19 protein-coding genes, 1 riboswitch and 1 other annotated feature are annotated in these 22,217 nt (G+C 43.0%); of the genes, 5 read left to right on the forward strand and 14 right to left on the reverse strand.

What is annotated here, in order from left to right; translation table 11 throughout:
* Nucleotides 1–6 precede the first annotated feature (6 nt).
* Genes QNH43_RS20075 through QNH43_RS20090 form a run of 4 tightly spaced genes read right to left on the reverse strand, consistent with a single transcriptional unit; the run spans nucleotide 7 to nucleotide 2,813 of the window.
* A complete protein-coding gene (locus tag QNH43_RS20075; protein ID WP_283915383.1) occupies nucleotides 7–750 on the reverse strand; it encodes an ABC transporter ATP-binding protein in 744 nt (247 codons plus the stop codon).
* Nucleotides 734–1,516: an ABC transporter permease gene (locus QNH43_RS20080; protein WP_283915384.1), complete on the reverse strand. Its 783-nt coding sequence runs from the start codon at nucleotides 1,514–1,516 to the stop codon at nucleotides 734–736. The genes QNH43_RS20075 and QNH43_RS20080 overlap by 17 nt, the downstream gene beginning before the upstream one ends.
* A complete protein-coding gene (locus QNH43_RS20085) occupies nucleotides 1,513–1,797 on the reverse strand; it encodes a thiamine-binding protein (RefSeq protein WP_283915385.1) in 285 nt (94 codons plus the stop codon). Before QNH43_RS20085 ends, QNH43_RS20080 begins: the two co-directional genes overlap by 4 nt.
* Nucleotides 1,798–1,808: 11 nt before the next feature.
* Complete coding sequence (locus tag QNH43_RS20090; RefSeq protein WP_283915386.1) at nucleotides 1,809–2,813, reverse strand: ABC transporter substrate-binding protein; 1,005 nt, start codon at nucleotides 2,811–2,813, stop codon at nucleotides 1,809–1,811.
* A 134-nt stretch (nucleotides 2,814–2,947) separates the two neighbouring features.
* Nucleotides 2,948–3,057: riboswitch (TPP riboswitch) on the reverse strand.
* A 304-nt stretch (nucleotides 3,058–3,361) separates the two neighbouring features.
* Between QNH43_RS20090 and QNH43_RS20095 the strand changes: the two genes are divergently transcribed.
* Complete coding sequence (locus tag QNH43_RS20095; RefSeq protein ID WP_283915387.1) at nucleotides 3,362–4,189, forward strand: protein-glutamine gamma-glutamyltransferase; 828 nt, start codon at nucleotides 3,362–3,364, stop codon at nucleotides 4,187–4,189.
* A 92-nt stretch (nucleotides 4,190–4,281) separates the two neighbouring features.
* Here the strand turns inward: QNH43_RS20095 and rarD are convergent, their stop codons facing one another.
* The 7 genes from rarD to ezrA all read right to left on the reverse strand — a co-directional run bounded on the left by rarD (nucleotide 4,282) and on the right by ezrA (nucleotide 13,830).
* On the reverse strand, nucleotides 4,282–5,211 hold the full coding sequence (gene rarD / locus QNH43_RS20100) for an EamA family transporter RarD (protein ID WP_283915388.1): 930 nt from the start codon (nucleotides 5,209–5,211) through the stop codon (nucleotides 4,282–4,284).
* 80 nt (nucleotides 5,212–5,291) lie between these two features.
* Entirely contained in the window at nucleotides 5,292–6,893 is a 1,602-nt protein-coding gene (locus QNH43_RS20105; RefSeq protein ID WP_283915389.1) for an amidohydrolase, read from the reverse strand.
* Between the two features lie 152 nt (nucleotides 6,894–7,045).
* On the reverse strand, nucleotides 7,046–8,629 hold the full coding sequence (mbcS, locus tag QNH43_RS20110) for an acyl-CoA synthetase MbcS (protein WP_283915390.1): 1,584 nt from the start codon (nucleotides 8,627–8,629) through the stop codon (nucleotides 7,046–7,048).
* Nucleotides 8,630–9,271: 642 nt separating this feature from the next.
* Nucleotides 9,272–9,478: an alpha/beta-type small acid-soluble spore protein gene (locus tag QNH43_RS20115; protein ID WP_034309203.1), complete on the reverse strand. Its 207-nt coding sequence runs from the start codon at nucleotides 9,476–9,478 to the stop codon at nucleotides 9,272–9,274.
* Between the two features lie 82 nt (nucleotides 9,479–9,560).
* Nucleotides 9,561–10,772 carry a tRNA uracil 4-sulfurtransferase ThiI gene (thiI, locus tag QNH43_RS20120; RefSeq protein WP_076364682.1) on the reverse strand — a complete coding sequence of 404 codons (1,212 nt, stop codon included), beginning with the start codon at nucleotides 10,770–10,772 and terminating at the stop codon, nucleotides 9,561–9,563.
* Complete coding sequence (locus QNH43_RS20125) at nucleotides 10,769–11,917, reverse strand: cysteine desulfurase family protein (protein WP_283915391.1); 1,149 nt, start codon at nucleotides 11,915–11,917, stop codon at nucleotides 10,769–10,771. The genes thiI and QNH43_RS20125 overlap by 4 nt, the downstream gene beginning before the upstream one ends.
* A 218-nt stretch (nucleotides 11,918–12,135) precedes the next feature.
* On the reverse strand, nucleotides 12,136–13,830 hold the full coding sequence (gene ezrA, locus QNH43_RS20130) for a septation ring formation regulator EzrA (protein WP_283915392.1): 1,695 nt from the start codon (nucleotides 13,828–13,830) through the stop codon (nucleotides 12,136–12,138).
* A 168-nt stretch (nucleotides 13,831–13,998) separates the two neighbouring features.
* On the opposite strand from ezrA, the gene hisJ reads away from it, so the two are divergent.
* Nucleotides 13,999–14,802: a histidinol-phosphatase HisJ gene (gene hisJ, locus QNH43_RS20135; RefSeq protein WP_283915393.1), complete on the forward strand. Its 804-nt coding sequence runs from the start codon at nucleotides 13,999–14,001 to the stop codon at nucleotides 14,800–14,802.
* A 13-nt stretch (nucleotides 14,803–14,815) separates the two neighbouring features.
* Here hisJ and refZ read toward each other — a convergent pair whose 3' ends face one another.
* Complete coding sequence (refZ, locus tag QNH43_RS20140) at nucleotides 14,816–15,460, reverse strand: forespore capture DNA-binding protein RefZ (RefSeq protein WP_076364674.1); 645 nt, start codon at nucleotides 15,458–15,460, stop codon at nucleotides 14,816–14,818.
* 154 nt (nucleotides 15,461–15,614) lie between these two features.
* Here refZ and QNH43_RS20145 point away from each other — a divergent pair, with 154 nt between their 5' ends.
* The gene (locus QNH43_RS20145; RefSeq protein ID WP_076364671.1) at nucleotides 15,615–16,094 is read left to right on the forward strand and encodes a GAF domain-containing protein; all 480 of its coding nucleotides are present in this window, start codon (nucleotides 15,615–15,617) and stop codon (nucleotides 16,092–16,094) included.
* Here QNH43_RS20145 and QNH43_RS20150 read toward each other — a convergent pair.
* On the reverse strand, nucleotides 16,085–16,219 hold the full coding sequence (locus QNH43_RS20150; RefSeq protein ID WP_283915394.1) for a hypothetical protein: 135 nt from the start codon (nucleotides 16,217–16,219) through the stop codon (nucleotides 16,085–16,087). The genes QNH43_RS20145 and QNH43_RS20150 overlap by 10 nt on opposite strands.
* A 543-nt stretch (nucleotides 16,220–16,762) precedes the next feature.
* Here QNH43_RS20150 and rpsD point away from each other — a divergent pair.
* Nucleotides 16,763–17,365 (forward strand): 30S ribosomal protein S4, encoded by a 603-nt coding sequence (gene rpsD / locus QNH43_RS20155; protein ID WP_034309220.1) that lies wholly within the window; start codon nucleotides 16,763–16,765, stop codon nucleotides 17,363–17,365.
* Nucleotides 17,366–17,464: 99 nt separating this feature from the next.
* On the opposite strand, the gene tyrS is transcribed toward rpsD, so the two are convergent.
* On the reverse strand, nucleotides 17,465–18,721 hold the full coding sequence (gene tyrS / locus QNH43_RS20160) for a tyrosine--tRNA ligase (RefSeq protein ID WP_076364669.1): 1,257 nt from the start codon (nucleotides 18,719–18,721) through the stop codon (nucleotides 17,465–17,467).
* Between the two features lie 65 nt (nucleotides 18,722–18,786).
* Nucleotides 18,787–19,003: a binding site (T-box leader), on the reverse strand.
* Nucleotides 19,004–19,152: 149 nt separating this feature from the next.
* On the opposite strand from tyrS, the gene QNH43_RS20165 reads away from it, so the two are divergent.
* The gene (locus tag QNH43_RS20165; RefSeq protein ID WP_283915395.1) at nucleotides 19,153–22,137 is read left to right on the forward strand and encodes a transglycosylase domain-containing protein; all 2,985 of its coding nucleotides are present in this window, start codon (nucleotides 19,153–19,155) and stop codon (nucleotides 22,135–22,137) included.
* Nucleotides 22,138–22,217 lie beyond the last annotated feature (80 nt).

The raw sequence follows: 22,217 nt of genomic DNA on the forward strand, positions 1-22,217 counted from the left end.
CCTCCCTTAAGTAGAAATAGTTGGCTTCAGTGCTGCATATAAGTCTCTCTTCAAATGAAAAAACTCATCACTAAGAAGCTGTTCTTCACTTCTTGGCCTTGGAAATGGAATTTCCACTTCTTTGATGACAGCAGCCGGTTTTGCTGATAACACATAAATTCTATCTGAAAGGAAAACCGCCTCATCTATGCTATGCGTAACAAATAGCACCGACCTCCGATTTTCTTCCCAAACCGACAATAGCCATTTTTGCATTTGCAATCTTGTCAGTTCATCCAAGGCAGAAAAGGGTTCGTCCAGGCACATCAAGTCCTGTGGACTTAAAATACTCCGAATGAATGCGGCCCTTTGCTTCATGCCTCCAGATAATTCATGCGGATATGCTTTCTCGTACTCTCCTAATCCGGCTTTCATCAAAAGGGCTTTTGCCTTTTCTTTATCTCTGATCCCAGCAAGTTCACTTCCAAGCAAAACATTTTCCAATACCGTCCTCCAAGGTAAAAGGGACGGCTGCTGAGGCATATAACTGATATGGCCCTTTAAGCCATTTATCTTTTTACCATCCAGTGAAATGATGCCCTGATCCGGCTTCAAAATGCCGCCGATCAAGTGGAACAATGTACTTTTACCGCTGCCTGATGGCCCAAGGATCGTGACAAATTCCCCATCATCCACATGGAAATTCATATTCTCCAATATATTCTGTTTACCATCGAAAGAATAGGAGACGTCTTTAATTTCCACCTTCATCCTTTTCGCCCTCCTTTCTCTTCCAAGAAACTAAGTATTTCTCCAGGAAGGTGATGATTCCAAAAAAGATCAGGCTCATTCCCATGATGATGAAAATGGCAACAAACACCCGATCTGTCCTGAACGCAGAGGAAGCGAGAGTCATATAAACACCAATCCCCGATTTTGCCCCAAGCCATTCCGAAATAACCGCACCCATTACACTATAGGTGGCCGAAATTTTCAGGCCGGAGAAAATGAACGGGATCGAGTGAGGAAGTTCCAGCTTCCAAAATAACTGGTTTTTTCCCGCTCCCATCATCTTGAAATAATGCTTAAGTTCGTATGGTGTCTGGCGAAAACCGTCCAATGATGCAACCGCAACCGGAAAAAAACATACAAGCGAAATGACTATTAACTTAGGCAGCATGCCAAAGCCAAACCAGATCACCAAGAGCGGCGCCAAAACAATGATGGGTATATTTTGTGATAGTATGAGCAGAGGATAAACCGCGTCCTTCACACCTGGAAATAGGTGTAAGATTGCTGCGATCAATAAGCCGATGCAGCTTCCGATAAAAAAACCCGACAACGCAAGCTCGGTTGTGGATATAAGGTGTCCGTAAAGATTGCGGGACGACTCAATTCCTTCAATGAAAATGGCCGATGGAGCGGGAAGCAGCCATTCTTCGACTTTCAATAAGACTGTCACTGACTCCCATACTATCAGCAACAATAATAAAAGAAAGAAGGGAGCCCCCTTCTTCCAAATTCCCCTTCCGATCATGCCCGATATTTCTCCGTTAACGTATCCATCGTAATCCCGCTTGGCTGATATAATATTTTCACTTGGGAAATGACATTCGGCGATCCTATTTCAATCATTCTTACATTCATTTTTTCTATCACGGCAAAAAGTTCGGTAAGCTCACCCTCCATTGTCGTTTCAAGCGGGTGAACCTCATACTTGACACCTGATTCTTCAATGATCTTGATTGCTTCATCGACCATAGGGATGACATTTTCCCCTTTAGGAATAATTTGTATACTAATTAATGAGTTGGCCATTGCATTTCCTCCTATTTTGGTAAAAATTCATTGGTAAATGCTTTTTCAGGATCGAAATCACCTTCAAGAAGCTTATTTTCAGTCATCCAATCACTGTAATTCTTCCAAATTTCAAGTTTTTGTTCACCCCATCGCGGAGCATCATCCTGATACTTGTCTGCAAGCCACTCCTGGCTTTTCTTCACTAGTTTTGCATCAAGATCCGGTGCAGACTCGGTTAATATGTCTGCTGCATCAGCAGGATTCTTGATCGCAAACTGGTACCCTTTCGATGCTGCATGAACGAATGCTTTAACAGTCTCGGGATCTTCTTTTATCATCTTTTCATTTGTAGTCAAAACAGGTGTATAGTAATCAAGCTTATCAGAGTATTCGGTTAAGTAAACCATATTAAGCTTCTCATTTCGCAATTCAGCCTCAATGCCTGTCCATCCATAATAAATCCAGGCAAAATCTATATCCCTTTTAACCGAAGTGAAAAAATCCGTGTCTCCTGTATTGACTATATCCACTTTATTTACATCCGCATTTTCTTTTTTCATGAGTGAATCAATAATGGCCTTTTCAACCGGAGACCCCCAGCCACCATACGTTTTCCCTTCAAAATCCTTAGGGGTTTTAATGTTCTTTGCCTCAGGGGAAGCGAATCCCGAGGTATTATGCTGAATGACGGCAGCTACCGAAACAATCGGCACGCCCTGCACGCGGGCCTGCGTTATGCCCTCCTGGTAACTCACGCCAAATTCAGATTTCCCTGAAGCGACAAGCTTATCAGCCCCGGCTTCACCTGGCATGATAATTTCCACATCAAGACCTTGTTCTTTAAAATAACCTTTTTCCTTGGCTACATACAATCCTGTATGGTTTGTATTCGGTGTCCAATCGAGCACGACCGATACTTTTTTTAATTCTTCATTTCCTTCATTTTTAGATGCTTCTTCTTTTTCATTAGTTCCGCCTGCACCGCATCCAGCCAAAAGGAACAACGAAGTTAACAGTGGCAAGAATTTATTCAAGTTTTTATCCTCCTACACATCATATAAGATCCATATGCCGGAACCATAATGGGGCTCAAGGGTTTATTCAAATACTGGATAAAAAAGCAAAAAACGCCCGAAGATGAATTCGGACGTTAACATACAAAACAGAAAGTCAGTAATAATATGTTCCCTCCGCTGGCATCATCCAGATCAGGTTCAAAGAGTCAGCATCTAAAGGATGCAATCTCAGCCAGCAGTACTGGCCCCCCTACATTTCTCGCACATATGATCTTTTCTCTCTCATTATATCAATTCATGGGGAAAAAGGAATACTAATTTGCTTCTTCTCGCTAATTGGAAAGGCTTTCCTTGCACTCCAGGATATCTAGCAAAACATCTTTTGGGATGAAAGCAAAAAAATTCTGCCTCTTTTTCATTCAAATCATTCTCGGCTGCACCGGTGGCTGACACGTTCCAAATAGTCAATTCCTTGCCGGCATTCATATAATGAGCATTACATGTAGACATTTTTGTTTACCGGTTTTATAAACCGTTCATTTCATAAGTAAAAGGTGGATATGATCATGATAAAGATTAATCACAAATGGTTAGATGTCAGTCAAATCCAACCAGGAATAGCATCTGCTAAATCGCTTGAAATTGTCCAATTGCTGGCGGAAGATTCTAACGTTTTTGAATACCGGAACTTTGGAGATTTTAATTTCGAGATACAACTGAGGAACCGAGTCATTGCGGCATCTATTGCGTTGGATAAAAGTAATGCAGAATTTTCCACACTCGAGGAATCGGAATCCAATAAACAATATTGGCGCCTTTCAAGGGATGGCACCTTTACCCTTCAGCCAGGGGTTCTCCCCCATGCTGCAATCGTTGACATTTTTATAAATGGAAGGCTTTATGCTTTCGAATGCGGGACAGCAATGGTCGTCACTTTTTTAAAGGCCATTTTGGATTTAATCGGCCCTAGGAATTTCGACGACCTTTTTTCAAACCTATTTTTATATGACTGGCACCCTCCACAAAATATGGCTCTCAATATTCATCAAGGAAGGGATTATTTACCGGGTGATTGCGTTTACTTCAAAAACCCTGATCACGACGAGGCAACTCCTGAATGGCAAGGTGAAAATGCCATATTATTAGGGCAAAACCTCTTTTATGGCCACGGTATCGGGATTACCAGTGCACAGGGAATCATCACTGAATTAAATAGCCATAGAAAGCCGTTCGCCACCATATCAGCATTCCTGACAGATCATATCATTTTCCTGGATAGTTCCTTCTATAGTCAATTCCAACTAAATATCCCCCGTGCAATGCCAGATCACAGCCCTGTCAGCTTTTCCAATTGTATTGTTTCTGAAATAGGTTCGAATATTTACCTTTCATGACCCTGGCATTTCCCCTATGCCGTAAAACCGTTTCATTAAATACCGCCATAAAAAAATGCTTGGAGAGAATTCTCCGAAGCATTTTTTGTTATTCACGCACCAATATTCCCTTTGCCTTTGAACCTGCGGGCACTTGCCTGACCCCATTTCGTTATGGATAATGTATAAACAGCCAAGGCTGACCATATGAACAAAAAGGCTAAAAGATGTGCTTTGGTAAAACTTTCATGATAGACGAATACCCCGATCAATAAAGATAAGGTCGGAGCGATATACTGAAAAATGCCAAGCATCGATAACGGGATCTTTTCCGCCCCTTTCGCAAAATATAAAAGTGGCAATGCCGTGACAATCCCGCCGCCCACCAACAGCAGGCTTGTGCTCCCCTCTGTAAAGAATTGCATTTCTGATTGGTTCATCAAGTAAATCAGGTAGCCCAGGGCAAGCGGCGTTACCATCATCGTTTCGAGCGTCAGCCCGATCGCCGATTCGGCCTTGATCATTTTTTTTGCCAGACCGTATAACCCGAACGTCATGGCCAAAACAAGCGAAATCCACGGGATCGTGCCGAAATGAATGCCAAGGATCAAGACTCCGATTCCTGCAAGCAGGAAAGAAATGATTTGGGCCCGGCTCAATTTTTCTTTTAAGACTATCACTCCCAATAGTACACTGACTAGCGGATTGATATAATATCCAAGGCTCGTGTCGAGGATCCGTCCTGAGTTAACGGCCCAGATGAACACTCCCCAATTAGCTGTAACAAGCAGTGACGCCGTTAGTAATGCCGTAAAGAGTTTGGGATTTCCCATTATGTTTTTGACATAAACAAGAAACGCTTGCCATTTTTTCATGAACATCAATAAAACCAGCATGAACACGAAAGACCATAATACCCTCTGAGCTAAAATTTCCGTTGCACCGACTCCCTGAAGGAACTTCCAGTAAATCGGCACGATTCCCCACATCATGTAAGAAAGGGCTGCATAGATCGCCCCTTCTTTTTGTTCATCCACTTTCATAACAAGCCTTCTTTCCATTTACATTCCTTTATCTAATTCCATCTAACAATTTTGTATTTCCATTTCTTTTTTTGCAATTGTTATTTTTTATCATACATGATTTTGTCATCGATGACCGTCATGACCGCCTCAGCTTTTAGAAGATCATCCGGCGCGACAGCAAAAACATCCAGATTAAATACGGTAAAATCGGCATCGTACCCATCCATGATCACACCGCGGCGTTTTTCCTGGCCGATTGCTGCAGCACTGCCTTTTGTATACAGTGAGAAAGCCTCGTATACGGAAAGCCTTTCATCCAAGCCATATACGGTCCGGTCCTCACTGTTGATTTTCATCCTTGTGACAGCTGCATGAATGCCCAAAATTGGATTTAATGGTTCAATGGGTGCATCCGACCCTCCCGCACAAATGATGCCCAAATTCAAATAGGTTTTCCAGGCATAGGAGGATTCCAATAAATCGGCAGGGACCTTTTCTTCCACCCACGGAAAATCTGACGGGACGAAACCCGGTTGGATATCAAAGATTACCGGCAGCTTTGCCGCCCGCTCCAACAGCTCCGGCCGGACAATCTGCGCATGGATGAGCCGGTCCCTCTGCCCCTTTTTCGGGGGAAGGGCTTCTATTGCATTCAAGACGTATTCAAAAGCGAGATCGCCAATCGCATGGACAGCAATCGGCATTCCGGCATCCCTTGCTTTTTTCACCCATTCCTGAAGCTCGTTTTCAGTGAATATCGCGACTCCATTCGTATCCTTTTGATCTACATAAGGCTCGCTCAACAGGGCTGTGCGTCCGCCCAAGGAGCCGTCGGTAAATATCTTCATACTGTCGAATTTGATATATCGCGTACCTTTCTGATAGCCGCCGCCTGCTGCCAGCATTTCTTCAAACGCTTCGTGATGGACGAGCAAATTGGCGCGAAAGGCCATTTCCCGGTCCTCGATTACCGATTTAAACGCCTGATATGTCGGCATGAAGCCATTGTAATAAAAAAGGTCCTCAGTATGTCCGCCAGTCAAACCTAGCTTATATGCGTCTTCTATTGCCGCTGTGAGCGCTTTTTCGATATACTCTTGATCAATGCCGGGAAGGCTGTCTAAAATAAGGTTCTGCGCCTGGCTTTCTTTAAATAAACCATTTAAACGCCCGCCGGGATAGCGGCAGATCACCCCGCCTGAAGGTTCTTTTATATCTTCTTTAATATCCGCTTCCAAAAGGGCGCGGGAATTGACCACCAAGGCATGACGGCAAATCCTTTTCAATACGATGGGATGTTCTGTCGATATCGCGTCAAGCTCATCCCGTAATATCAATTCAGGACTCGGCCATTCATTTTCATTCCACCCTTCTGCAACAATCCACTTTCCTGCCGGGGTTTTAGAACACTTTTCCTTCAAGGATTTCAAGATGGACTCCCTGCTATCCATCAAAGAAAGGTCTAAACGAAGCAGCCTTTCACCATGCCCGACCAAATGAAGGTGACTATCCACTAACCCCGGCAGCATCGTTTGTCCCTTTAAGTCGATTTCCCTGGAAATATTGCCGGCATATTCATTTTTCAAATAGTCCAGGCTGCCGGTATCAACAATTACCCCCTTTTCAGTGAAGACTGCCTCCACTTGATCGTTTTCTTTAATCATCGTATAAATCGACCCATTGAACCATAACGTTCCCATACCGGCTTTACACTCCTTATTAAATGATTGTTACTGTGCAGATATGCAGTAAGTGTACCATCTCATATCATGAATTCCCATATTTATGCTTTTATCCAAGCACCTGTTAATAAAAAAACGCCAGCCTTGGAGGCTGACGGTAATGCTTTCATTCAATTGTTAAGGAGTGCTTCTTCCCTTTTGCGTAAATCCACCCGTTTGATTTTACCTGATGTCGTTTTGGGCAGCTCTTCTAAAAATTCGATTTTCCTTGGATATTTATATGGGGCAGTCAATTCCTTCACGTGCGATTGGAGCGTCTGGATCAAGCCTTGGCTGTTCGGATCGATATCCTCCATCAAGACTACATATGCCTTGACCACATTTCCCCTTATTTCATCAGGGCTTGCTATAACGGCACACTCTTTAACAAATGGATGCTTAACGAGTGCATCTTCCACCTCAAACGGTCCAATCGTATATCCCGAGCTGATGATGATATCATCAGAACGACCCTCAAACCAGAAATAACCATCTTCATCCTTTTTCGCTTGGTCGCCGGTGATATAATAGTCCCCCCGGAACTGCTGCGATGTCCGCTCGGGATCTTTAAAATATTCTTTGAAAAGAGCAGGTGTATCTACATGTACGGCAATATCCCCCACTATGCCAGGAGAACAAGGTTTACCGGAATCATCAATGATTTCCACATGGTTGCCAGGAGTCGGTTTGCCCATGGAGCCCAATTTAATTTCCATGCCTTTCGTTACACCTACCAACAGGGTATTTTCGGTCTGTCCATATCCATCACGCACTTCAATATGGAAATGGTTTTTAAAGACCTCGAACACCTTTTGATTTAAAGGCTCTCCCGCTGATACAGCACTATGAAGATGGGATAAATCATAGTCATCAAGGTTATCCACCTTTGCCATCAATCGATACTCCGTCGGTGTGCAGCATAATGCATTCACTTTGTAGTCCTGAAGCAGCTGAAGATATTTTTTCGCCTCGAACTTCCCATGATAGGCAAGACCGGCCGCTCCCGTTCCCAGAACCGCCAGGAAAGGACTCCAGATCCACTTTTGCCACCCTGGGCCAGCAGTTGCCCAAACCACATCCGTTTCGCTGATGCCAAGCCAGTTTGCTGCAGACGTTTTCAAATGGGCATAAGCCCATCCATGAGTATGGACGACCCCTTTTGGGTTTCCTGTCGTTCCGGAAGTATACGATAAGAACGCCATATCCTCACTCTTCGTATCGGCCATAGTCAGCTGATCTGATTCCTCATCGGCAAGCTCATTCAAATCCAGCCAATTTTCGATTCGTTTTCCGATTGAAAATTTCAGGAGGCTTTCCGCCCCTTCTATTTCATTCAATTCATGAGTATATTCATGATAACTGATGATTCCTTTGACATTACCATGGTTGACTCGATACTGTAAGTCCTTCGCACGAAGCATTTCGGAACAAGGTATGACAATCATGCCAATTTTCAATGCGGCTAAATACACTTGATAAGCTTCAACCAAACGAGGGATTATGATAAGGACCGTATCACCTTTACCCAGTCCTTTTTTCTTGAAGGCATTTCCAATTTTATTTGCACTCTTTAATAAATTCTCATATGTAAGTTGTTTTTTGTCACCGGTTTCGTTCTCCCAGAGGACGGCAACTTTTTTTGGATCTTTTGCAAAACGTTCCATTTCACTCACTAAGTTGTAATGTTCCGGAGCCAATAAGTCTTCACGCTTCATATTCTTCCCCTCCAATTATGAACTCTTAGTACCTACTCATTATACAAGATAATTCTCTAATATTTCTATTTATTTTTACAAATAAATAAAGGGAGCGGGTGTTAGAACCCGCTCTCTTTAGACTGTAGAATTCGATGAAAATCCAGTTTTCACTAAAATAACCGTTCCAGTTGATTTCAGAAACCCGCTCCCTTTCCGCCGACTGTCTGCCAAGCCTCATCAAAGCAAGCGTCTGTGGGGTCTCGGCTAGCCAGTTTTTCGGCAGGAGTGTCGCACATTTCTTCAATCCTGTGAGTTTTCATTTAACATTGAAAAACCCAAAGTGTAATCATTTCTTAATCAAAGTCAGGGATGAGACCAAACTATAGTTTTTTCTAAAAAAACAATCCAGTTGATTGGAGCGGGTGTTCGAGGCTCCTGCTTAGAAAAGCGTGTCCAAGGGAGACCCCACAGGCGCAAAGAGCGCCGAGGAGGCTCCCGGACCGCCCGCGGAAAGCGAGTGCCTGGAGAGGAAATCAACGTCCTAGCTGATTTCATATTATATAAAACAGTAAAAAATCATGTAGTATAGCCACGAATTTTGTCAACAAAAATAAAGAGAGCGGGTGTAAGAACCCGCTCTCTGTAGCCATATTTATTAAATTATCTGTTGAATCCTCCGCCTAATTGTTGTTCAGCCATTTGAACAAGGCGTTTTGTGATTTCTCCACCAACTGAACCGTTAGCGCGAGATGTTGTATCGGCACCAAGTTGTACGCCGAATTCTGTAGCGATTTCATATTTCATTTGTTGTAGAGCTTGTTCCACTCCAGGTACCAATAATTCGTTTGAGCTGTTGTTGTTTGCCATGTGTTTTTCACCTCCTTGTGATTATAGAGTGTGTTAAAACACATGGCTTCATTCGTACAATTTTATTGGTAATTACAGGATATTAAAATAAGTCTTCCATCGCTTCTTCCTTATCGAAAGTCTGACCAGGTTTAACCGTTAATATTTCTGTTTCGGAGACCGCTTTTTCAATCAAGGATTCAAAGTCGACGAAGCTTTCATAGTAATTGACTTTTTCACGTTTCGGTTTCGTTTTTGGACTTGCCGGCGTAAAGACCGTGCAGCAATCCTCGTACGGCAGATTGGATATTTCAAAAGTATCAAGCTCTCTGGCAATCTTGATGATTTCTGTCTTATCCATTGTAATCAGCGGACGCAGGATCGGTGTATTCGTCACCTCATTTATGGCAAACATGCTGCTCATCGTCTGGCTCGCAACCTGCCCAAGGCTTTCACCGGTAATCAGTGCCATGGCTTCTTCCTTTTCACGGATTCGATCGGCGACCCGCATCATTAAACGCCGGGTTGTAGTCATTGAGTAGTTTTCCGGGATTTGTTTTTGAATCAATAATTGGATTTCCGTAAATGGAACGATATGCACTTTCATGCTTCCATTTATTTCTGCAAGCTTGCCTGCCAAATCAATGACCTTTTGACGTGAACGTTCGCTTGTGAACGGCGGGCTGTAAAAATGGATCGCTTCCACGTCCAATCCCCGTTTCATCGAAAGGAATCCCGCAACAGGGCTATCAATCCCTCCTGAAAGCATCAGCATCGCCTTCCCGCTTGAACCGAATGGAAGACCGCCTGCCCCCTGGATGATTTCACCTGTCAAATACACGGCTTCGCGTCTCACTTCCACTAGCAGGTTCAAATCAGGGTTCTTTACATCCACTTTTAAATCTTCTGTATTTCGGAGTAAATGCCCGCCGATTGCCCTGTTGATTTCATCGGTATTATATGGAAAATCTTTATCCGCGCGTTTTGTCGTGATTTTGAACGTGTTCACCTCTTCAAGAGTATGATTAAGATAATACAATGCTGCCGTTTTCATCACTTCCAGATCACGCTCTATTTTTATTGCAGGGCTTAATGACTGAATTCCAAAAATGCCTTTCAACCGGTCAATGACAGGCTTATGGTCCGCACCGTTCAAGAGAACGTACATCCGCTCCCGGTTGGCTGTAAGCACTACGCCTTCTATATCTTTTAAACTCCAGCGGATATGTGCCTTCATTTTGTCCACAAAGCCTTTACGGTTTCTTTTTTTCGTGGAGATTTCCCCATAACGGATAATTATATGATCAAATTTCATTTTGCAACCCTCATTATTTTTTCTAAATTAGCGACTATTTTCTGTATCGCCGCCAGAACTTGCTTTGCTTCTTCCATTTCATTTCCATAAGTAGTGCTGATTCGGATGACGCTTTCGGAACGGGCTGAATTATGGAACATCGCATCCACCGTTTTGCTTATCGTCCTTTTTTTCGAAGAACAGGCACTGGTCGTCGAAACATATATTCCTTCCGATTCAAGTGCATGCAGCAATACCTCGGATTTAAGCCCCGGAACGGAAAAATTCACAATATGGGGTGCACCCTCCTCAGGACTGTTAACCAATACCCCGTCCATTTCCTTCAAGCCTTTATATAAATAAGTTTTGATTTGCTGCAACTTATCATGATACAGCAATTGATTGTCCATACTAATACGCAAAGCCTTCGATAGGGCGACGATTCCCGCAACATTTTCGGTGCCGCTCCTGATTTTCGTTTCTTGATTGCCACCATGGAAAAGCGGATCGACCCGAACGCCTTCACGAACATAGAGGATGCCTGTCCCTTTCAAGCCGTGAACCTTGTGGCCGGAAATTGTGCATAAATCCACATTGGCTTCACGCAATGACAACGAAACTTTGCCTGTTCCCTGTACATGATCGACATGAAAGAGCACGTTGGGACATTGTTTTAACAACTTGCCAATTTCAGCAATCGGCTGAATCGAGCCAACTTCATTATTAACATGCATGACGGAAACCAAAATGGTATCTTCCCTCAATGCTTCCTTAACATCCGTTACATCAATTTGCCCAAATTCGTTAACGGGAAGATATGTGATCTCATAGCCCATTTTCGTCAATGATTGGCATGCATCTTCTACAGAAGGATGTTCAATCGCTGTCGTGATTATGTGTTTGCCGCGATTTCCCTGGGAGTGGGCGGCCCCTTTGATGGCAAGATTATTTCCTTCCGTCCCCCCGGAAGTGAAATATATTTCCGAACTCTTCACCTTTAGTAAATCAGCGATCTGCTTTCTTGCTGCGGAAAGCAGTTTTTCGGATTGCACCCCAAGTCCATGAAGCGAAGAGGGGTTTCCGAAATAATTCGAAGTAACCTTCATGAATGATTCGATTACTTCGGGATACGGTTTTGTTGTTGCACTATTATCAAAATAAATCATGGGTTCACCTTCCATGTTTTTGTATCTATGATGGTCACTCGACTAAATATATGTTTCAATGTTGCTGTTGCAACTTCTAATATTAACATAATTGAATTTGAAAGAGAATGTAAAACACTGGTCTAGGGGACCTGCTTCTTTATAGTCCCGCAGATTTAACTTCCCGCCTAGTCTATTACAGGGTCAGGTAAAAGAAAAAACCCGCCTTGGCGGGTTTTTCAGGAAAGGACTTCTTCTATGTTCGCCCCGATTTTTCGTAAACTGCCTGGGTCGACCTTTTCTATGGCCGTGGCTGCCGCTTCCAATGCGGCTTGATATTCATAGCTTCGGAATTTGGCCTCGGCATCCCTAAGGCTCTCGGCAACCATATCATGACTGCTTCGATAGCGATTTCCGAATTGGATCACCTTTTCGGCCAAATACATATGTTCGATCAATTCATTGGTTTTTTCGTGGACCTTATCCACCTGTTGAACCGCCTTTTCCAAATAAATATAAACAACGGCCATGTCAAGCGGCTTTTCTTCAAGTTTCCCCTGAACGTCGTCCATGCTTTCTTTGGCGTCCTGAAGCACCACTTTATACTCTTCTGGAAGACCTGGAATATTGCTTTTGGCAATTAAACGTCCAGTATCGACCATTTTGCGTTTCAAGTCGGCCAATGCATCCCTGGCATCCATTTCATCTTTTCGTAAAGCCTGTAATTTAAGGGTAAAGTCTTTCTGATTTTCCTGTAATTCCTTCAACTGTATAGCCAGTCCCTGCATCTCTTCGCTGATAAGGGAGCTTGCCATCACATTATCCTCCATCTTCAAGACGAGCAATTGATGGCGTTTCGAAATCTGGGCAATCTGCTTTTCCATTTTCCGTTGTGCATCGAGCTCATTTTCCGTCAAATGATATGTGTGTTGAACATGTATGGTTTCAACTTTAAGTTTATCGTTTTCATATTCGAGGTCACTTAACGTTTTTCTAAGAACTTCATCATTTTTCAAGATATACTGTTTTGAAAGTACTTCTTTTTCCAAAAGGTCATAAAGCACCTCAATGCTGTCGCGCATTTCCTTTATGCCCTTTTCCACGGCTTCCGTTTCGGCATTTTCCAATTGTGTTTTATATAGTTCCAGTTCTTCCTCAAGCCGTGATATTTCCTGCTCGAATTGGATATGGCTCAACAGATACCCTTGTCCTGACATCTCCTCATAACCATCCTTCAATTCATGAAGCTGGGAATGCAGCTCTGTTTGGCTATCTACCAATAATTTTGGGAGCATTTCCATTTTAACTGACAGAACCGCCAATTTTTCTTTAATGGATAGAACAAGCTCCCTCGCATTCAAATAATTGCCGTTCACGGTCTCTTCTTCATACTTCTGGAGGATTTGCACTACTTCATCCAAGGAATTTTCCAGCTTATCTGCCGCTTTCCCATAATTATGCCTGTGCGCAAGCAGGGATTTTTTCAATTGACGGTAGGATTCCTTGATATCCTCAATTTCCAATCGATTCTTTTCCTCACTGCCTACGAGTTCATTCAGTTCGTATAAGATCTTTTTGATCATTTCCTCGATTTCATTCAGCTTGACTGTAATTTTGCGCTGTACCTCTTTTGATCGGCTGAAACGGTATTTATCGACGAATTCCTCGGCATCGAATAAAAGCTCTTCGACTTCGGGCATATGATCCGTAATGATGGCGTCCCATTCAATGCGCCAGTTTTCGAACATTTCCTCTGTTTCACCTGTCATGTTCAATTGTTTGACTTTAGAAAGCTCTTCCAGCACGGGGCGGTGCATGATGCTTATTTTCCAGGATTCCAATCGATCGATTTCTTTAAAATATCTTTTTTTGAAAAAATAACCCCAAATGATGAAAATCAAAATTAATACAATTACCCCAATTATGTAATCCATGGTAAGCCCCCTGTTCTAGTCCTTACAGTCTTGCTCGTTTATATATCAATTTTAAAAATGTTAAATTTAATGCTTTTATGATACCATGTTAGCAATAATTTTTGACGAGAAAAATGATTTTTTTGTAGAAAATTGCTACAAATACCTGTTTTTTGGGAGGGAAGAACCATGAAAGCTGACGGCCATGTGCACACTCCGTTTTGCCCACACGGCTCTACGGATAAATTCGATGAATATATTACGCGGGGAATCGAGCTAGGATTAAAGGAAATCACATTTACGGAACATGCTCCATTGCCACGAAATTTTCAAGATCCTACTCCTGAAAAAGACAGCGGCATGGACGCTGCCCTGCTCCTGGATTACTTTCAAGAGCTCCGCGTACTGAAAGAACGCTATAAAGACAAAATCCTGATCAAAACAGGCCTGGAGGTTGACTTTATAGAGGGGTATGAAATTGAAACGAAAGAATTCCTCGACGAAATCGGAGAATTCCTTGATGATAGTATACTTTCCGTCCACTTCATCAGGCATCAAAACAGTTGGCATTGCATCGATTTCAGCGATGATGGGTTTGGCAAGATTGCCAATGAACTAGGTTCAGTGGATTCGGTTTATACCAAATATTACGATACACTGGAAAAATCAATAGAAGCTGATTTAGGCATATATAAACCAAAACGGATCGGGCACATTACGCTTGTCCATAAATTCCAGCGTCGATATCCGCCGGCATCAAGTTTTGACGAGCGGGTTTACAAGGTTCTCGACATGATCAAGGATCAAAGGTATGAACTAGATTATAATGGAGCAGGACTTGTAAAGCCGCTATGCGGTGAACCTTATCCTCCTGAACGATTTGCAAAACGTGCTTTAAATCTCGGCATTCCGCTTATTTACGGTTCCGATGCCCATCAGGCTAAAGATTTGGGTCAGGGCCATCAGGCACTGATTGCAGGGTTTAAAGGGTAACTCATGTATACACTTAAGGCCGGCCGGCTAACAGTGGCTGTAGGTCTTCGGCAATGAAAAGGGTATCTTGCAGAAAACGTCCGACTTCATTGGCATAAATATTCGTGTAATAGGCTTCCTGCGGGAAGACATGAAGCACATCCATCGCATAATGGGTATGCAGGACAGGTGCCGTCAATAATCCCTTCAACTGCAGCATATACATGGGAACGGAGACCTGCTGGAAACTCCTGCTCTTGATTCCTTGTTCCAAAATATATTGAAAGTAAGACTTTTCCTTAGTAAAATAAGTCGAATGAATTTCGCGGTTTAAATTGGAATCAAGTGAAGATTCCCCATATATGAACCGTGCAGCAAGGAAGTTTTCCCTCTGGAAAGCGAGAATATCCTTTACAAGATTCATCAAGCAATGCTGTGGGCCTTTAAGTTCGAGCAATGTCATGTTCTTCTCAAGGACCAGGATATACTCTTCTAAATAGGAAATGAAACAGAATTCCAGCAATCCCTGCTTATTCTTGAAATAGTAAGCAATATTTGCAGCGTTCACTCTCGCTTTATTCGCAATATCCCGTATGGATGTAGCATGATAGCCTTTTAAATGAAATAAATGCAATGCAGCTTCCACAATGGCTTGTTTCGTTGGCGTCTGGCGATTCATTCAGGCAATCCCTCGCTTTCTTTGAGACAAGTCTTGTGGACTACTTCTTCACGGAAGAGCCTGAATCCTTTAGTAAGTTCTCGACAATTTCCCAACAATAAAGCATCATGATCAGATAGTGCTGTAAAAATATGCGGAAGACAGGTGAACGCTTTTGTTTAATGTCGAAATGTATCAAGGAAAAAAAGAAAAAAACTATGAACTGGTCCAAAAACAACTACTTGCCTTAATCGAAGATGAAACGAACCGGATAGCCAATTTAAGCAATGCGGCAGCTTTACTTAATCTGTTTCTCGATGAGATTAACTGGGTAGGCTTTTATTTATATGAAGATGGCCAATTAATTCTAGGACCCTTTCAAGGTCTTCCAGCCTGTGTCCGCATTCCAATGGGCAAGGGCGTATGCGGGACTTCAGCGGCAACTGAAAAAACCCTGCGCGTAGAGGATGTCCACCAATTCCCTGGACATATCGCCTGCGATGCGGCATCAAGATCTGAAATTGTCATACCGCTCATGAAGGATGGCAAATTGCTCGGTGTCCTCGATATCGACAGCCCGATAACGGACCGTTTTGACGAAATGGATCAGCAAGGACTGGAGAAGTTCGCTGAAATCCTTTCCAATCATCTATAAAGTAAATGGGAGCGGCAAACCTTGCCTGCTCCCTTTTCCATTACTTGTACATGTACCCGTTCCTTCCCGAATTCATCGACCCTTTTGACATTTTCAGCAAAGAAACAGGATTGAACCACACCCATGGCTCAGGCACCCAAGAAATGTCTCAAACCCTTCATGATTTTTGGATCCATTACCTCATTACACTTACAATGGAAAAAACCTCTCTATTTGTATTTTTCAAATAGGCTCTTATCGTAAAGATTGTTGTTTTTAAAACGAAACGATTTAAGGTTGATTGGAGCGGAAGTGCGAGACTCCTGCGGGAGCACCGCCCGCCCCGCGGAAAGCGAACATCTGGAGGGGAAATCAACCACACAGCAATAAAGTATGCGGAAACAGCCTTTAAATATATTATATTTTCCTGCTGTGATTCTCTTATCCATTCCTTAATAAATCACAACTGTCCTTGACTCATTGAGCAGAATATTATACAATACTCCTTGTGTAAAATATTGCAGCCTATGTGACAGCCTTTATGTTCTCATTTTGTTCCTCAATACAGAGGTGTATCTCGTAACTCTCTGCTGCTAGGGCGAAGGTACATGAAAACAAAATGGTCATGATCGACATTCACACGGTTTTTATTTTACCAAAATAAAAACATTTAAAGGAGGAGTCATCCTATGGCTCGTTATACTGGCCCAAGCTGGAAACTATCCCGTCGTTTAGGAATTTCCCTAACAGGTACTGGTAAAGAATTAGAAAAACGCCCTTATGCTCCAGGACAACATGGTCCTAACCAACGCAGAAAAATTTCTGAATACGGAATGCAACTGCAAGAGAAACAAAAACTTCGTCACATGTATGGAATCACTGAACGTCAATTCCGTACAATGTTCGACCGCGCTGGCAAACTTAAAGGTGTTCATGGTGAAAACTTCATGATTCTTCTTGAATCACGTCTTGACAACCTTGTTTACCGTCTTGGTTTAGCTCGTACACGTCGTCAAGCACGTCAACTTGTTAACCACGGTCACATCACTGTAGACGGAAGCCGCGTAGACATTCCATCTTACAAAGTGTCTCTTGGACAAACAATCTCAGTTCGTGAAAAATCACGCAACTTCTCAATCATCAAAGAATCAGTTGAAGCAACTAACTTCGTTCCTGATTTCCTTACTTTCGATGCTGAGAAATTAGAAGGTACTTTCACTCGTTTACCAGAACGTTCTGAATTGCCTGCTGAAATTAACGAAGCTCTTATCGTTGAGTTCTACTCTCGTTAATAACTTCAAAAAACCCCATCCTTGGATGGGGTTTTTTTTGCACCTAAACATATCCTTGCATGACAAAGCCCGGCTGGGATTCAGCCGGGCTTTGAACAATCATTTCACTAATGTGTATTTCTTCTTGCCGCGACGAACGAGGATGAACTCCCCTTCAATCTTGGAAGCTTCCGTCACTACATATTGCAGATCAGTCACTTTCTCCCCATTTATGGAGATTGCCCCATTCTGAATATCTTCACGGGCTTGACGCTTGGATGGCGAAATTTTCGCTTCAACGATTAAATCGACCAAACCGATATCTTCTTTGCTCTCACGTTCGAAGCTTGGGACATCCTTAAAGCCCAATTTGATTTCCGCTGCACTTAAATTCTTCACCTCACCGCTGAATAGGGCGGCAGAGATTTTGATTGCTTGGTCAAGAGCTTCCTGACCATGAATCAAACGGGTCATTTCTTCCCCTAAAGCTTTTTGCGCTTTACGCAAATGCGGTTCGGACTGTACGGATTGCTCTAACTCTTCAATCGTCTCACGAGATAGGAATGTGAAGAATTTCAGGTATTTCACAACATCAGCATCGGCTGTATTGATCCAGAATTGGTAAAATTCATACGGAGTCGTCTTTTCCGGGTCAAGCCAAATCGCTCCGCCTTCCGTTTTACCGAATTTCGTTCCATCCGCTTTCGTTACGAGCGGGATCGTCATACCGAATGCTTTAGCATTCTCATCATTGGATTTCCTGATCATTTCAAGACCGGTCGTAATGTTGCCCCATTGATCACTGCCGCCAATTTGCAATTTACAGTCGTAATTGCTGTATAAATGACCGAAATCAATCCCTTGTAAGATCGTGTACGCAAATTCAGTAAAGGAAATTCCCGTATCCAGGCGGGAAGCAACCGTATCTTTTGCCAGCATGTAGTTAATGCCGATGTATTTCCCGTAATCACGCAAGAATGTAACCATATCGATTTTACCTATCCAGTCATAGTTATTGACCATGACCGCACCATTTTCACCGTCGAATTCAAAGATATGGGATAGCTGCCCTTTTATGCAGTCTGCATTATAAAGCACTTTTTCCAGTGTTTGCAGCTGGCGTTCCTCTTTTTTACCGCTTGGATCACCAATAAGTCCAGTCGCACCGCCTACTAGCACAAGCGGACGATGACCGTGCTGCTGGAAACGGCGCAATGTCAAGAATGGCAATAAATGCCCGATGTGCATACTATCCGCAGTTGGATCGACACCACAGTATAAAGAAATTTTCTCTTTTTCTAAAAGGTCCTTAAAACCCTCTTCATCCGTTTGTTGATAAATAATCCCTCTCCACTCGAGGTCTTTAAGCAATTCCATTAAATATTCCTCCTCCATCATAGAAAAAACCGCAAAAAGCACACAAAAACGCCCCTTCATAAATATGAAGGGACGAATGAATTCGCGGTACCACCCAACTTGAGGACATAATATGCCCTCCGCTCAAGACGAATAACGGTCGTCACCCGTTCCCTGCTACTAATCATTTCACAGCAAATGCTCCAGGAAGTAATTCATCATACCATTTGTACCGATTTCCACTAACCACCGGCTCTCTGAAACAGGGATAGTCTGACTACTGGGTCCTATCATCGCGATCATTTAATCATTTTATTGTTGTTAATAAACTTTTATCATACATAAGAATCCTTGTCAACATCACCCTTACAGATTATAGAAAAATAAGAAAGATGCCCTTTCCCCTACCTGTTATATGCTATAATATATGTGATTTCAGGGGGTATGATACGATGAATAGTAATCAAAAAGATAGATTTCAAGCATTATGGAGGCAGTTGACCCATTTTTTTCAAAATGAAAAAACACATAAGAACGCGCGGGTTACATACCAAGTCATTTGGAATTTAACGCTGATCCTCATTATTGTCGGGGTTCTAGGATTCTCATTCGCCGGCGGCGTCGGAGCCGGCTATTTTGCTGCCCTCGTCAAAGATGAGCCGGTACGCACAAAAGAAGATTTGAAAAAAGACATATACAATTATGAAGAGACCTCTGAAGTATACTTTGCTGATGACGTATACTTGGGCAAGCTTAAGAGTGACCTTGAGCGTGAGGAAGTGTCAATCGATAAAGTTTCCGAGTATCTTAAAAATGCAGTCATCGCTACAGAGGATGAATATTTTTATGAACATGACGGGGTTGTCCCGAAAGCTATCCTGCGTGCCATTTACCAGGAATTTTCAAATGCATCCGTCCAATCGGGAGGAAGCACCTTAACACAGCAGCTCATTAAAAACCAGGTCCTCACCAACGAAGTATCATTTGACCGGAAAGCAAAAGAAATCCTTCTTGCGCTACGGGTCGAAAAGTTCTTTGAAAAGGAAGAGATTTTGGAAACCTACCTAAACGTCTCCACGTTGGGACGAAATTCTTCCGGTCGGAACATCGCTGGAGTCGAGTCGGCTGCTGAAGGTATTTTTGGCGTGGAGGCCAAAGATCTGACTCTGCCCCAATCCGCTTTTATTGCTGGATTGCCGCAAAGCCCTTTCGGTTATACACCATATACCCAGCAAGGAAAACTGAAAGAAAATCAAGAACCCGGCATCAACCGGATGAAAACCGTTTTAAAACGGATGTATAGTAACGGATACATAACAAAAGAAGAATATGATAAAGCAAGAACATACGACATAACAAAAGACTTTATCGGTAAAACGGAGATGCCATCCGAGAAATATCCATGGCTCACCTATGAAATTGAAAAACGCTCCATTGAAATCCTATCTGTCAGTCTCGCAAAAGACGATGGATATGAAGAGAAAGATTTAGAGAATGATGATTTAAAAGAACAATATGTAGCACTTGCTGATCGTAAGCTGCGTCAAAACGGCTATCAGATTCATACGACAGTCAATAAAAAGATTTATGACAAAATGCAGGAAGTGACGAAAAACTATCCGAATTACGGATACGATAAAGCGGGTGAGCCCGTTGAAGCCGGGGCCATTCTTATCGAAAATAAAACAGGAAAAATCATCAGTTTCGTAGGCGGCCGTGATTTCAAGCGGGAACAGACGAACCATGCAACCGCATCACTGCGATCAAATGGTTCAACGATGAAGCCTTTGCTCGTATATGGTCCAGGGATTGAGTTAGGAAAGATCTCACCTGGAAGCGTATCGGCCAACGTACCCATTTCCATTCCAGCAGGCAGCAAAGCGTGGCGTCCAGGAAACTATGGCGGCGGAAGCTATACGGGGGTAACGACAGCCCGTGAGGCACTGAAGAATTCCTATAATATCCCGGCAGCGCTCTTTTACATGAAAATAATCAACCAAAGGCCTGCTGCCTATTTGGAAAAAATGGGCTTTACAACTGTAACGAATGGGGATTACTCAAATCTTGCCATGTCATTGGGTGCCATGGACAGAGGTGTAACCGTTGAAGAGAACGTCAATGCATTTGGCACATTTGCCAATTCGGGGGAATTCGTCGATGCTTATATGATCGATAAAATCGTATCGAAAGATGGCGAGGTCATCTATGAACATAAAGCGAAACCAGTGGAAGTATTTTCTCCGCAAGCCGCTTACTTGACGCTTGATATGATGCGTGATGTCGTAAACAGCGGGACGGCCGCTTCGGTCAGGAACCGACTTGCTTTCTCAAGTGATTGGGCAGGTAAGACCGGAACTTCCCAAAACTATTGGGACGCTTGGTTCGTCGCAAGCAATCCAAATGTATCATTCGGTACATGGCTCGGATATGACACACCTAAATCCTTGCAAGGGACCTACAATGGTCTGGAATATAATAAACGTAATATGTATTATTGGGCAGATCTGATCAATGCCGCATACAAAGTCGATCCTAAACTCATCGACCCCGATAAGCGATTTGAAATGCCGGGCGGAATTGTCAACCGTTCCTTCTGTGGCGTTTCAGGACTGCTGCCTTCAAGTGCATGCCAAAAGGCAGGTCTTGTAAAATCAGATTTATTCATCGCCAAATATGCTCCATCCAGGGCGGATGATAGTTTCATAGATGGACAATATGTATCAGTCGGCAGCAAACGCTATGCAGCCCTTCCGCAAACGCCTGGCGAATTCACAAGCGGCGGGTTCATGTTGAATCCCGATTCCTTTGCAGATATCGGATTGAAATATGTCGATGACCCGGGATCCGTGATTCCTGGAGGCGAAAAATCAGGAAATGTCGTCGGGGCGAAAGCGAAATTGAATGATAATGGCAAAGCACCAGATCCCCTATCCATAACGATCAGTAACGGTAAGATTACATGGGGCCTGCATCATGAAGGAGATGTCGTCGGTTATCGTGTCTATAAAGACGGCAAAAAAGTCGCGAGCATCAATGCCGGCGGGAGTCTTGTTTACAAAGTCGGCTCAGGCGGTTCCTATTACGTAACGGCCGTAGACATAGTCGGTAAAGAATCAGCCGCTTCTCAACGTATTGAAAGCGGCGCTAAGAAGACAGGTTCAAAAGAAGATTCCGCAAAAAATAAAGATGATCGCGGAAAAGATAAAGTAGCTAACGAAGATAAAAAACCAGACTCAAAAGAAGATACCGTTTCAGATAAAGATGATAAAGAAAAAGAACCAGAAAAAGAAACGGATAAAGATAAAGAGCCAGCTCAAGACATAGATCAAAACAAGGAAAATACAGATAAAGAAAATCAAGAGACCGACAAAGGTCAAGACACAGTCAATGATAAAGAGCAAGATACGGATAAAGCTGAAGAAGAGGAAGAAGAATGACCCTCTTTCTTGAACTAAAACAGGCTGTCGGGTTAGCCCGACAGCCTGTTTCCATATAATCTCCCAAAAAGGCATCCATG

The organism is Peribacillus simplex (assembly GCF_030123325.1).
GTDB lineage: Bacteria > Bacillota > Bacilli > Bacillales > DSM-1321 > Peribacillus > Peribacillus simplex_D.